A 12,734-nucleotide genomic window follows, 5' to 3' on the forward strand; every position below is an offset into this window, starting at 1 on the left:
GACGCGGAGACGGTGAAGGCCTTCATCACCGAGTCGATCCGCACGACGGCGGTGTAGCGCCATGGGCATGGAGTTCAAGTTCAGCCAGGAGTACTTCGAGGATTTCGATCCGGAGAAGTTCGCCGAGATGATCAAGGCGAAGGCCGAGGCGGAGAAGGCGGACGCTGAGCAGGTGTCGCAGCCTGAGGACGACGGCGTCGATAAGCAGTGAAAACCCCCGCCTGGGCGAGCCTGGCAGCGGTGACCGCCCTGGGCGTCGGGGCGGTGATCGGCTGGTCCGTGGAGGAGCAGCGCCAGCACCCGACCCCCATCGCGGAGATCATCGCCGCCGCCCCCGCGCAGGTGGAGGCCGCCTACCGCGCCCCGGCGTCGAGCCCCTGGGCCCCGGGCACCTCGGTGATGATCACCAAGACCCTCCCGGTACCCGGCGAGACCATCCAGGTGGGCCAGTGCACCGTCGCCTACAGTTTCACCGCGGGCGAGCGGGCGTTCGCCGTCACCGCCTCCCACTGCGGCACCCCCGGCGACCATGTGTGGCCGACCTCGGACGGCGCCGCCGCCGACTTCGCCGCGCCGGTGGGGCAGTTCCTCTACTCCGACCTTTACGACGAACAGTCGAGCCGCCTCGATGTCGGCGTCATCGAGATCACCAACCCCTTCTTCGCCATGCCGCTGCCGGAGCAGACCTTCCCGACCGTGGTCGCGGAGTTCGTCGGCGAGCTGCCGGAGACGATCTGTAAATACGGCATGACCACGGGGGAGACCTGCGGTGAGCCGATCAACCAGACCGGAATAGAGATCCTCGCCGACCACAACGGGGTGGAGCTGCGCGCCGTCGCCGCCACCGCCGCCGTCTGCGCCCGCGCGGGTGATTCCGGTGGGCCGGTGTACGCGGACATCGACGGCCGCCGGGTCATTGTCGGACTGGTGTCCGGCACGCGCGACGCCGCCCGCGACATCAGCTGCGATGACCCCACCACCGGTCCGATGACCATGTCCTACACATCCATGCCCGCGATCCAGAGCGTTGTGGACCGCGTCGTCCCGGAGGCCGAATACCAGTGACACTGCCGTTCAAGACCGCGGTCCTCGACCTGGAGACCACGGGGTTGCGACCCAGCGACCGCGTCATCGAGATCGGCGTCGTGCTCCTCGACACCGACCTCGCCGTCGAGGACACCTGGCAGACCCTGGTGCAGCCGGACCGCGACATCGACAACACCCACGTCCACGGCATCAGCGCCTCCGACCTCGTCGGCGCCCCGCGTTTCGCGGGGATCGCCGCCGAACTGGCCACGCTTCTCGACGACCGCGTCCTCATCGCCCACAACGCCTCCTTCGACACCCGCTTCCTCGCCGCCGAATTCGCCCGCCTCGACATCGACCTGCCGGCCCCCGGCGGCTGGTCCCTGTGCACCCGCGTGCTCTCCCGCGCCCTGCTGCCGGGCGGCCCGCAACGTCTGGCCGACTGCCTGCGCACCCTCGACCTGCACAACGACCTGCCCCATGCCGCCGTGGCGGACGCCACCGCCACCGCCGACCTCTTCCGCTGCCTGGTCACCGACCACGGCGCCGGGTACGGGGATGTCCGCCCGCTGCCGTGGCCACGTCCCGACCTGCCCACAGAGGCGGTCCGCGTGCGGGGCCGGAGCGACACGGGCCACTGGTTCGAACGTCTCACCACCGCCGTGCCCGCCACGGGTGTCGCCGAGGTCGACGGCTACCGCCGCCTGCTGCGCGGCGCCCTCCTCGACCACCACCTGTCCGCCTCCGAGATCGAGCAGCTCATCGCCGAGGCCCGCGAGCGGGGACTGAGCCGCGAAGAGGTCCTGGACATCCACCTCGACTACGTCCGCCAGCTGGCCGTGGAGGCCTGGGCGGACGGCGTGGTCACCGCCGCCGAGCGCCGCCAGCTCCACGACGTGGCGGTGCAGCTGGCCGTGGATCCGGTGGGCGTGGATGCCCTGCTGGCCGAGCCGGTGCACGGGGAGATCGAGCAGGTCGGTCTCCAGCCCGGCGACCGCGTCACCTTCACCGGGGCTCTCACCCTGGGGCGCGAGACCTGGGAGGAGCGGGCGCGCGCCGCCGGTCTCGACGTCGGCGGTGTCACCCGCCACAGTGCTGTCCTGGTGGCCGCCAACCCCGACACCATGAGCGGCAAGGCCCGCAAGGCGCGCGACTACGGCGTGCCCGTCATCGACGAAACCACCTTCGCCCGCATGCTGGGGGAGCTGGGCCCCGCGCTGGAAGTGGAGGCGCCGCAACGCCCCGCCTACACGGACGTGTTCCCCTGGCTGGGGTCGCTGGGTCTGGACCCGGCCGGCCCGGACGACATCGCACAGGCCTGGTGGCAGCGCCATCGCACCGAGCCCCTCCACGACCTGTCCCCGCGCCTGGATCCTGCCGAGGTGCCCGACTCCCTGCCGCTGTCCGGGACGATGATCGCCCGCTGGCTCAACCGCCATCCGCGCCCCCTGGAGGCCTCCGCCATCCAGCTGTACGACCTCCCCGGGTTCGGGCGCCTGCGCGTGCACCGCAGCATCGTCTCCGTGGTGCACGCGGCCCTCGATGCCCCGGCCGGGGACTACCTGGCGGTGACCGCCGAGGACATCTACCTCGACGACGAGGTGACCTCGTCCCGCGAGGTGGAGACCATCGCCGAATGGCTGGCCCTGACCGGTACCCGGGTGAACCTGACGACGGTCCCCGCCCCGGTGCGCCGCGCCCTGGACACCCTCGCGGCGGACGCCTACTGGTCCGACCCGGCCGCCGACGCCCTCCACCGGGTGCGGGCCGAACTCAGCGCGCGCATCGGCGGCGACCAGCGGGACATCGACATCTTTAGCGGCCGCATCATGGGCTCGCGCACGCTCGAGGACATCGGTGCGGCGCACGGGGTCTCCCGCGAGCGGATCCGCCAGCTGGAGACCCAGCTCAAGCGCCGACTCGTCGAACCCGATGACACCATCCACCTGGTGCTCGACGCCCTGCCACACCGCTACGGCGCCCTGGCCCGGGTCGACGACCTCTACCGTGACCTGCCGACACTCGCCGAGCAGGGCCCCACTCCCGGGCACACCCTGCTCGACGCCCTCGCCTGGCTGGCCGACTCCTGGGAGATCCGCGGTGCCTGGTTCCAGCGGACCGGCCTCGACGCCGACATCTCCCAGACTCTGGCCGACTTCGCCGATGACTTCGGTGTCGTCTCGCTGGCGGCGGTGGCGGAGAACGTGGGCGTCGATAAGCAGACCCTGGCCGCACGCCTGTCCGGGGAGGTCACCGTCTACGGTGACCACCTGCTCACCTGCACCCGTTCTGCCCAGGACCGGGCCGCCGCGCTGCTGGCCATCGAGGGGGAGCCGCTCACCGGCCCTGACCTGGTGGAACGCCTCGGCGAGGCGAACCCGCGCACCCTCTACAACGCCATGGGTGCTGATCCCCGCATCATCCGCGTCGGCCGCGACCGCTGGGCGCTGACCGACTGGGGACTGGAGGAGTACTCCACGCTCGCCGAGTGGATCGGGCAGCGCGTCGAGACCGGTCCCGTCCCGCTGCCGCGCCTGCTCGCGGAGGCGACCACCCTCGGCGTCGCGGAGAGCTCCGTGCGCCTGTACGCCTCCTCCGCCGACTTCCAGACCGTCGACGGGATGGTCAGCCGCGCAGCGGAGATCCCGGAGACCGATGCCGACCCCGATGAGACCCCCGGCCTCTACCGCATCCACGGCAACTGGTGCCTGCTGACCACCGTCACCCACGATCACCTGCGCGGTTCCGGATCCGGCGTGCCGCGGGGACTGGCCGCCGCCCTCGAGGTCCCGGCGCTGGGGAAAAGGGTTTTCGCCAGTGATCTCGGCGAGCAGACGGTGGCGAACACGCGGACCGGTGCCACCGTCACCACCATCCGCCGCTTCCTCGAGGCCGCCGGCATCGGCGAGGGTGAGCGCATCTGGCTGCAGTTCAGCGCCGACGGGCGTTTCGACGTCCACCGCGCCACCCCGCGCCGCGCCGGTACGGGCCTTATGGAGGTGCTCAACGCCACCGGCCTGGACACCTGGTTCGCCGCCGATGACGGCCTGGAACGCCTCAATGCGGCGATCGGCCTCGACACCTCGGCCCCGCGCCGGCGCACGGTGTCCCGCTTCCGGCACCGCCGCCAGGACGACATCGCCGATCTCATCACCACCCTGTAGAAAGGAGCACCCCGTGCCCACCCCAGATTTCATCCTCCGCCTGCGCGAGAAGATCGGCCACGACGAACTCTGGCTGCCGGGTGTCACCGCCGTGGTCATCCGCGACGTTCCACCGGGCGCCCCGGTGTTCGAGGTGCCCTCGGTACTGCTGGTCAAGCGCGCGGACAACGGCGAGTGGACCCCGGTCTGCGGCATCTGCGAGCCGGGGGAGGATCCCCAGGTCACCGCCGTGCGCGAGGTCAAGGAAGAGACGCTTCTCGACGCCCGCGTCGAAGCCCTCCTCGGCATCGGCGCCGTCGGGCCGGTGGAGTATCCCAACGGCGATGTCACCCGCTACATGGACACCGCCCTGCGGTTGAGCGTGCTCGGCGCCGACGAGCCTGCCGTGGGTGATGAGGAGTCCAGTCAGGTCGGCTGGTTCTCCATCGCCCAGCTCCCGCCCATCAACCCGCGGTTCCGCATGGTCATCGCCGACGCGGTGGCGCAGATGAAGCATCCGGGCGGTTTCCGGCCGCGGATGGGGTACCGGAAGCGTTCGTTATAACGACGCTCGTTAATACGAGCACCCGAGCCATAAGCCCCGCCGCATAGAGCCAGGTCGTTTCTCATATGCGGCGGGGCTTATGGTCGTGATAACGATGATCGTCAAAACGACCTAGATCTTCTTCACGATCGAGCTCTTCAGCTTCATCTGACCGAAGCCCTCGACGCGGGCGTCGATGTCGTGGCCGTCGCTGGCGTCGACAAGCCGGATGTTGCGCACCGTCGTGCCGGCCTTGATGGGCTGGCTGGCACCCTTGACCTTGAGGGTCTTGACCACGGTGACGGTGTCGCCGTCGGACAGCACGTTGCCCACCGAGTCCCTGATGGCCGGACCCGTCTCCTCGACCGCGTGCGGATCCCACTCGTGCCCGCATTCGGGGCAGACGAGCAGAGGGTCCATCTCATAGGTGTATTCGCTGCCGCACTCGGGGCAGGGCGGGAAGTCAGTGTCGCTCATACCCGATGAACCTAGCAGTTGAAGTAGAGCTCGAACTCCTTGGGCGTGGGGCCCTGGCGCAGCGGGTTGATCTCGTTGTCGTACTTCAGCTCGATGTAGCTGTCGATGAGATCCTCGGTGAACACGTCGCCTTCGGTGAGGAAGTCGTGGTCGTTCTCCAGCGCGTAAAGCGAGGACTCCAGGGAATGCGGCACGCGCGGGACCTGGGCGGCCTCCTCGGCGGGCAGCTCGTAGAGGTCCTTGTCCACGGGGTCGCCGGGCTCGGTGCGGTTCTTGATGCCGTCGAGACCCGCCAGCAGCTGCGCGGCGAAACCGAGGTAGGGGTTGCCGGAGGGATCCGGGGCGCGGAACTCGATGCGCTTGGCCTTCGGCGAGGGCCCGGTGACCGGGATGCGGATGGCCGCAGACCGGTTGCGCTGGGAGTAGACGAGGTTCACCGGGGCCTCGAAACCGGAGTAGAGGCGGCGGTAGGAGTTGACGGTGGGGTTGGTGAACGCCAGCACCGCCGGGGCGTGCGCGAGCAGGCCGCCGATGTAGTGGCGGGCGGTATCGGACAGTCCGGCGTAACCCTCCTCGTCGTAGAACAGCGGCGCGCCGTCCTTCCACAGGGACTGGTGGGCGTGCATGCCGCAGCCGCCGTCGTCGAGAAGCGGCTTGGGCATGAACGTGGCCACCTTGCCGTGCGCATCGGCGGTGTTCTTCACCACGTACTTGAACTTCTGCAGGTCATCTGCGGCGTGCAGGAGCGTGTTGAACTTGTAGTTCACCTCCTGGATGCCGCCGGTGGCCACCTCGTGGTGGAAGCGTTCGATCTCGAAGCCGACCTCCGAGAGGTGGTGGGCGATCTCGTCGCGCACCGGGATGGTCTTGTCGTAGGGGGCGACGGGGAAGTAGCCGTCGTTGACGCGGATCTTGTTGCCCAGGTTGGGGGAGCCGTCGATCATGGTCTCGGCGTCCGAGTTCCACCAGCCCTCATCGGAGTCGACCTGGTGGAAAGAGCGGTGCACGTCGGTGGAGTAGCGCACGGAGTCGAAGACGAAGAACTCGGCCTCGGCGCCGATGAAGCACTGGTCGGCGATGCCGGTGGAGACCATGTACTCCTCGGCCTTGCGCGCGATGTTGCGCGGGTCGCGGGAGAAGGGCTCGTGGGTGAAGGGGTCATGCACGAAAAACTGCATGTTCACCGTCGTGCGGCGCCGGAAAGGGTCGAGGTAGGCGGTGGACACGTCCGGCAGGAGTGTCATGTCGGATTCGTCGACCGTGGTGAAGCCGCTTATCGACGACCCGTCGAAGGCGAAGCCCTCCGCCGCAGACTCCTCGGTGAAGGCCGCGGCGGGGACGGTGAGCGCGTGCTCGATGCCGGGCAGGTCCGTGAAGCGGATGTCCAGGTATTCCACCTCCTTCTCGCGCATGAAGTCGATGAGGGCGGCGGTGGATGTAAAGGACATGGCACAGGCTCCTAGGTTGGTGTCGCGGACTACTTCAGGACCGGGGCTTCCCAGAGGTTCAGCCTGGTGCCGATGCCCTTGTCCAGGGCGTTGTGGTAGACGTCATAGGCCCAGGCGACGTCCTCGACGGGCATGCCGCCGATGGAGTAGCAGAAGATCTGTTCGTCGTTGACGCGCCCCGGGGCGCGGCCGGCGGCGATGTCGCCGATGTTGACCAGCTTCTCGGCGGGCAGGGTGCCCTCCTGCGTCATGTCCCACCAGCGGTTGCCGGGGATGCCCAGCAGGTCCTCGTAGGTAACGTCGGGGCCGTTCTCGTGGAACCACTCGGCGTAAAGGCCGGTGTAGTCGACGACGAGGTTGGCCTCATCCGAGGTGATGAAGTCATCGTCGAAACGCGCGGCGGCGGGGCACAGGATGAGCGCGCCGGGCTTGATCCACTCGCGCTTGAAGTAGGGGAAGCCGGAGGGGCCGTCGGGGGAGGTGGACGTGCCGGCGATGAGGATGTCGGAGCCTTCGATGGCGGCCTGCTCGGAGTCGACGACCTCGATGGACTCCAGCTGCGGGTAGTTCTCCCGGAACCACTCGGCGACGCGCTGGGTGGAACCGGCGGAGCGGCCCTTGATCTTCACTCGCTTGATGGAGGGGCGCTGGGAGTAGGCGGCGTCGAAGATGGTGCGGGACATGACGCCGGGGCCGATGATGCCGACGGTCTCGGCGTTGTCGACGGCCAGGTGCTTGACGCCCACGCCGGGGACCGCACCGGTGCGGTAGGCAGAGAGCAGGTTGGCGGACATCATGGCCAGCGGGGCGCCGGTGACGGCGTCGTTGAGCACGAAGACGTGGATGGAGCGCGGCAGGTCGTGCTCGCGGTTCTCGGTGTTGGAGCCGTACCACTTCACGCCCGCGGAGCGGAAGCGTCCGCCCAGGTAGGCGGGCATGGCCATGAAGCGGCGGTCGGGGCCGTCGGCGGGCATGCCCTCGTGCTCGGGGTTGGCGGGGAAGTTGACCTGCGCGCCGTGCGAGTTCGCCGAGGCCCCGGCCATGCGGTAGTCGCCGTCGGCGAGCAGGATGAGGGTCTCCTCCATCGTGTCCACGCAGGCCGCTGAATCAGTCACCCCCGCCTCAATCATGTCCGGCTCGCTGAGCCAGAGAGTGTCAATACGGGGGGTGTCTGCGTAGGGGGACTGCACATCTGCCTTTCGTGGAGGGGGTGTTGACCGCCCACCATACATAAGTGATTCCTTCCGTATTGGGCGGGAAACTGGTCCTCCAGGTGATCAATCCAGGTGGCACCCCTGTTCGGGGGACGGCTTATCGACGCCCACATGAAGAATCCCTCATCTGGTTTTCACGGTCGGTTTATGAACCGTTTCTAACGTTCAGGTGAACAGCAACAGTGAAAACCCTAAGGACGGACACCATGACACTGACGGTGGCGATGTACTCCCACGACTCCGTGGGACTGGGACACACCCGCAGAAACCGGGCGATCGCCTACGCCCTCGCGGCAGCCCTGCCCCAGCCCGTGCAGGGCATACTCATCGCAGGTCATCGCCACGCGACCGCCTTCGATCTGCCCACGGGGTGGGACTGGCTCATCCTGCCCGGGTTCGCCCACACCGGGCAGGGCTACGGAGCGCGCCACCTCGGCATGGGGCCGGAGGACCTGGCGGACATGCGGGCCCGCACCATCCGCGCCACCCTCGAGGCCATCGAGCCGGATCTGTTCATCATCGACCGCCATCCCTTCGGCGTGCGCGGGGAACTGCTGCCGGCCCTGGAGATGCTCCGCGGCACGCACTGCCGCACGGTGCTCGGCCTGCGGGAGGTGCTGGACACCCCCGCGGTGGTCGCCCGCGAGTGGGAGGCCATCGGCGGCGGCCGGCGCATCGCCGACATGATCGACACCACGTGGATCTACGGCGACCCGCAGGTCCACGATCCCCTCGCCACCGGCGAGATCCCCGCCGAGCTGGCCGCGCACGCCGTCCACACCGGCTACCTGGCGCCCCACCAGGACCCGCACGGGCCGGTCCCGGCCAGCCTGCCGGACAAGCCCTGCCTGCTCACCACCGTCGGGGGTGGATCCGACGGCGGACACCTGGCCCTGGCCGCCGCCCGCGCCCAGGTACCGGCCGGTCACCGGCACCTCATCGTCACCGGACCGCAGATGCCGGAGCGCGAGGTGACCCGGCTGGAACGCAGCGCCGATCCGGCCACCACCACCGTCGTGCGCTTCCTGCCCGGCCTGCACGACCTCATCGGCCACACCGCCGGTGTCATCTGCATGGGCGGCTACAACTCCGTCGCCGAGGTGCTGGCCACCGACACCCCGGCCCTGGTCGTCCCCCGCGCCGCGCGCCGGGCCGAACAACGCATCCGGGCCCGGGCGGTGGCGGCCGCCGGGGGTGTCGACACGCTCGACCCGGGGGAGGTCACCCCGGAGCGGCTGGCGGGGTGGATGCACGGGGTCGTCGATAAGCGGGTCTCCCGGGAGCACCTCAACCTCGCCGGTCTGGCGACCGTCGGGCACATCGCCGGCGAGCTGCTGGGGGTGGCACAGCATGTCTGAGCAGGTCACCGGCTACGTCCTCAAGATGTACCCGCGGTTCTCGGAGACCTTCATCGTCTCCGAGATCCTCGCCCGGGAGGCACGGGGGGACAAGATCATCATCTTCTCCATGCGCCCGTGCACCGACGCCCGCTTCCATCCCGAACTGGCCCGCGTGCAGGCCCCGGTTGTGCAGGTGCCCCGCCCGGGAAGCGCCTCCGCCCTGTGGCGGATGCTCACCCCGCAGGCCGCACCGCACCTGGCCGAACTGCTCACCCACCAGGCCGATGACGCCGCCCAGGCCGTGCAGCTGGCGGCCCTGGTCGCAGAACACGGCGTCACCCACCTGCACGCGCACTTCGCGTCGATGACCACCACCGTCGCACGATTGGCCGGGCGCATCGCCGGGGTGCCGTACTCCTTCACCGCCCACGCCAAGGACATCTTCCACGAGTTAGTCGACGAGGAGGATCTGCGCCGCAAGTTCGCCGACGCCCACCACGCGGTGACCATCAGCGACTACAACCTCAGGCAACTACAGCAACGCTTCCCCGAGTCCGCGCCCAGCATCACGCTGGTCTACAACGGGCTTGAGCTGGAGCGTTTCCCCTTCCACCCGGAGCGCACCCCGGACCTCACCCTGCTGGGAGTCGGGCGGCTGGTGGAGAAGAAGGGCTTCCACCTGCTCATCGAGGCCGTGCGCCGGCTGCGGGCGCGGGGTCTGAACGTCTCCGCCGAGATCGTCGGTGACGGTCCCCTGCGCGCCACGCTGCAGGCACAGATCGACCAGGCCGGGCTGCACGATGTGGTTCGCCTGCTCGGCCCGCGCACCCAGGCGGAGGTCCGTGACCTGCTGGGATCCCGGCGCCTGTTCGTCGCCCCCTTCGTCGTCGGCGCCGACGGCAACGCCGACGGCCTGCCCACCGTGCTGCTGGAGGCCATGGCCCGCGGCATCCCGTGTGTGGCCGGGGACGTCACCGCCGTCGGCGAGGTCATCATCCCCGGCGAGACCGGCTGGCTGGTGCCCGCCGGGGACATCGAGCAGCTCACCACCGCCATCGACCAGGCCCTGCGCACCGACTGCGGACCGTACGTCCAGCGGGCGCGGGGGCTCGTCGAGAAGATCTTTGATTCCACACGGCAGGCCACCCACCTGGCCGCACTGCAGACCACAGGAGCATGACCATGTCCATCGCCTACATTCTCGCCGACCCGGGCATCGGGGTCTTCGGATCCAAAGGCGCCAGCGTCCACGTCCAGGAGATGATCCGCGCGCTGCGCCACCACGGCCACGACGTCCACGTCTACTGCGTGCGCCGCGGCGAAAAGGACGGCACGGAACTCATCCCCGCGGACCTGCGGGACCTGCCCGTGACCACCGTGCCGCTGGCCGGGGGCGACCGGGAAAAGGCCCTGCGTGCGGCCTCGGACGCCCTCGTCGCCGCCGCCCGCGGACACGACCTCGTCTACGAGCGCTACTCGCTGTTCTCCGATGTCGGCAGTCGCCTGGGGGTGCCGTTCATCCTCGAGGTCAATGCCCCGCTTATCGACGAGCAAGCCACCCACCGCCACCTCGCCGACGCTCCAACCGCCCGCCGGCTGAGTGAGGACATGTTCGCGGCTGCCGACCTGGTCTCCTGTGTGTCCCCGCCGGTGGCGCAGTGGGTGACGCAGCTGTGCCCGCAGGCCCGGACGCAGATCACCCCCAACGGGGTGAACACCGGGCGCATCCGGCCCGCCACGGGCCCGCGGACGGGACTGACCCTGGGATTTCTGGGCACCCTCAAGCCCTGGCACGGGACCGGCGTGCTGCTCGACGCCCTCGCGCCCACCCGCCATCCCTGGCACCTGGAGTTCTGCGGCACCGGCCCCCAACGCGCCGCGCTGGAGGAGCAGGCGGCCGCGCTCGGGGTGAGCGAGCGCGTCACCTTCCACGGGGCGGTGGCCCCCTCCGCTGTCCCGCGGATCCTGCAGACCTGGGACGCGGCGTGCGCCCCGTACCCGCAGGCGGAAGGCCACTACTTCTCCCCGCTCAAGGTCTACGAGTACCTGGCCGCCGGACTGCCCGTCATCGCCTCCCGCGTCGGGGAACTGCCCACACTGCTGGCCAACCGGGGGCTCATCGTCGAGCCCGGCAGTGCCACCGACCTGGCCGCGGCCCTCGATCTGCTCGGCGCGGACCCGGCACGCCGGCAGTGGCTGGGGGCGGAGGGCAGGCGGCACGTCGAGAAGCATCACACGTGGAACCAGCGCTGCGCCGACCTGCTCGCCGCACTGCCGGAACGGATCAGGAGCTAGCCCATGTCCCGGACCACCGACACAACTTCTGCTTTGCGACGCACACTGGCGCTGCTGCGCCCGCACCTGGGCGAACACCGCTGGCTCATCGCCCTCGGCATGCTGGCGCTGGCGGGCGATGTGATCTTCCGCGTGCTCGAGCCCTGGCCGGTGAAATACGCCGTCGACGCCGTCACCCACGCCCTGGGGGCGGAGTTCGCCGGCGCGACAGGTACCGACGCGGATGTCACCCGCACCCTGGCCTTCTGGGCGGTGGCCCTGGCGCTCATCGTGGCCGGGCGCGCCGGGGCGAACTACGTCTCCACCATCGCCTTCGCCCAGACCGGCGTGAAGGTGGTCACCCGCCTGCGCTCCCGGGTCTTCGACCATCTGCAGTCCCTGTCGCTGAAGTACCACTCGACCTCCTCGGTGGGGGACACATCCCAGCGGCTGGTCGGCGACATGGGCCGCCTGCAGGAGGTGGCGGTGACCGCCGGGCTGCCGCTGGTGGGCAATGTCGCCACCGTGGTGGTGCTCTTCGGCGTGGTGATGGTGCTCAACCCGGTGCTGTCCCTGGTGGTGGTGTGCACCGGCGCGGGGTACCTGCTGCTGTCCCACTTCGCCACCCCCGCCATCACCTCCGCCTCCCGCTCCACGCGCAAGGGCGAGGGCCGGCTCGTCGGGGATGCCGCCGAGGCGCTCGGAGCCATCCGGGTGGTCCAGGCCTACGGGCTGCAGAATGTGGTGGCGGACAGCTTCGCCGCCGGCAACCGCACCGCCCTCAAGGCGGGCATCCGGGCCCGGCGCCTGGCCGCGCGCCTCGAGCGCTCCACCGACCTCATCGTCGGCCTGGCCACCGCCGTCGTCCTCGGGTTCGGTGGCTGGCAGGTGCTGCGCGGGGTGATGACCCCGGGTGACATCGTCCTGTTCATGATGTACCTCAAGACGGCCATGAAACCCCTGCGTGACATGGCCAAATACACCGGCCGCATCGCCCGGGCCGCCGCCTCCGGGGAGCGGATCGCCGACCTCATGGATGTGCCCGTGGCCATCGCCGACCCCCCGGATCCGCGCCCCATGACGGCGATGCGCGGGCACGTGCTGCTCACGGACATCTCTGCCCGTGACGGCCACGGCCGGCCGCTGTTCACCGACCTCACCCTCCACATCCCGGCGGGGCAGCGGGTCGGGCTGCTCGGGCCCTCCGGGGCCGGGAAATCGACCCTGGCCAGCTACATCCTGCGCCTGGCCGACGTGGAGCAGGGCAG

Annotated in this window: 11 protein-coding genes; 8 read left to right on the forward strand and 3 right to left on the reverse strand. The window is 69.8% G+C overall.

The window, feature by feature from the left end:
* Window positions 1–67: 67 nt before the first annotated feature.
* The 4 genes from Q4F73_RS01660 to Q4F73_RS01675 are packed head-to-tail and all read left to right on the forward strand — an operon-like array spanning window position 68 to window position 4,734.
* Window positions 68–211, forward strand: coding sequence for a hypothetical protein (locus tag Q4F73_RS01660; protein WP_303357609.1), 144 nt, complete (start codon window positions 68–70; stop codon window positions 209–211).
* The gene (locus Q4F73_RS01665; RefSeq protein WP_303357610.1) at window positions 208–1,065 is read left to right on the forward strand and encodes a trypsin-like serine protease; all 858 of its coding nucleotides are present in this window, start codon (window positions 208–210) and stop codon (window positions 1,063–1,065) included. Before Q4F73_RS01660 ends, Q4F73_RS01665 begins: the two co-directional genes overlap by 4 nt.
* The gene (locus Q4F73_RS01670; protein ID WP_303357611.1) at window positions 1,062–4,190 is read left to right on the forward strand and encodes an exonuclease domain-containing protein; all 3,129 of its coding nucleotides are present in this window, start codon (window positions 1,062–1,064) and stop codon (window positions 4,188–4,190) included. The genes Q4F73_RS01665 and Q4F73_RS01670 overlap by 4 nt, the downstream gene beginning before the upstream one ends.
* Window positions 4,191–4,203: 13 nt before the next feature.
* Window positions 4,204–4,734, forward strand: a complete 531-nt coding sequence (locus tag Q4F73_RS01675; protein WP_303357612.1) for an NUDIX domain-containing protein — start codon at window positions 4,204–4,206, stop codon at window positions 4,732–4,734.
* 111 nt (window positions 4,735–4,845) lie between these two features.
* Here Q4F73_RS01675 and Q4F73_RS01680 read toward each other — a convergent pair whose 3' ends face one another.
* From Q4F73_RS01680 to Q4F73_RS01690, 3 genes are read right to left on the reverse strand one after another with little or no spacing between them, the layout of a single operon-like run.
* Complete coding sequence (locus Q4F73_RS01680; protein WP_303357613.1) at window positions 4,846–5,190, reverse strand: zinc ribbon domain-containing protein YjdM; 345 nt, start codon at window positions 5,188–5,190, stop codon at window positions 4,846–4,848.
* Window positions 5,191–5,201: 11 nt separating this feature from the next.
* Window positions 5,202–6,638 carry a type I glutamate--ammonia ligase gene (gene glnA / locus Q4F73_RS01685; protein WP_303357614.1) on the reverse strand — a complete coding sequence of 479 codons (1,437 nt, stop codon included), beginning with the start codon at window positions 6,636–6,638 and terminating at the stop codon, window positions 5,202–5,204.
* A gap of 29 nt (window positions 6,639–6,667) precedes the next feature.
* Entirely contained in the window at window positions 6,668–7,870 is a 1,203-nt protein-coding gene (locus Q4F73_RS01690) for a tyramine oxidase subunit B (protein ID WP_303357615.1), read from the reverse strand.
* 188 nt (window positions 7,871–8,058) lie between these two features.
* Here Q4F73_RS01690 and Q4F73_RS01695 point away from each other — a divergent pair, with 188 nt between their 5' ends.
* The 4 genes from Q4F73_RS01695 to Q4F73_RS01710 form a co-directional block, all read left to right on the forward strand.
* A complete protein-coding gene (locus tag Q4F73_RS01695; RefSeq protein ID WP_303357616.1) occupies window positions 8,059–9,210 on the forward strand; it encodes a glycosyltransferase family protein in 1,152 nt (383 codons plus the stop codon).
* On the forward strand, window positions 9,203–10,372 hold the full coding sequence (locus Q4F73_RS01700; RefSeq protein ID WP_303357617.1) for a glycosyltransferase: 1,170 nt from the start codon (window positions 9,203–9,205) through the stop codon (window positions 10,370–10,372). The genes Q4F73_RS01695 and Q4F73_RS01700 overlap by 8 nt, the downstream gene beginning before the upstream one ends.
* Before the next feature lie 2 nt (window positions 10,373–10,374).
* Window positions 10,375–11,487, forward strand: coding sequence for a glycosyltransferase family 4 protein (locus Q4F73_RS01705; protein ID WP_303357618.1), 1,113 nt, complete (start codon window positions 10,375–10,377; stop codon window positions 11,485–11,487).
* A 3-nt stretch (window positions 11,488–11,490) separates the two neighbouring features.
* A partial coding sequence (locus tag Q4F73_RS01710; protein WP_303357619.1) for an ABC transporter ATP-binding protein occupies window positions 11,491–12,734 on the forward strand: 1,244 nt, incomplete at its 3' end.

The organism is Corynebacterium sp., assembly GCF_030535495.1.
Classification (GTDB): domain Bacteria; phylum Actinomycetota; class Actinomycetes; order Mycobacteriales; family Mycobacteriaceae; genus Corynebacterium.

Bases quoted from the DNA above. Each gene is read 5' to 3' on its own strand.
- Q4F73_RS01700 (WP_303357617.1), top strand. From the start codon at position 9,203: ATGTCTGAGCAGGTCACCGGCTACGTCCTCAAGATGTACCCGCGGTTC.
- glnA (WP_303357614.1), bottom strand. From the start codon at position 6,638: ATGTCCTTTACATCCACCGCCGCCCTCATCGACTTCATGCGCGAGAAG.
- Q4F73_RS01695 (WP_303357616.1), top strand. From the start codon at position 8,059: ATGACACTGACGGTGGCGATGTACTCCCACGACTCCGTGGGACTGGGA.
- Q4F73_RS01680 (WP_303357613.1), bottom strand. From the start codon at position 5,190: ATGAGCGACACTGACTTCCCGCCCTGCCCCGAGTGCGGCAGCGAATAC.
- Q4F73_RS01660 (WP_303357609.1), top strand. From the start codon at position 68: ATGGAGTTCAAGTTCAGCCAGGAGTACTTCGAGGATTTCGATCCGGAG.
- Q4F73_RS01705 (WP_303357618.1), top strand. From the start codon at position 10,375: ATGTCCATCGCCTACATTCTCGCCGACCCGGGCATCGGGGTCTTCGGA.
- Q4F73_RS01690 (WP_303357615.1), bottom strand. From the start codon at position 7,870: ATGTATGGTGGGCGGTCAACACCCCCTCCACGAAAGGCAGATGTGCAG.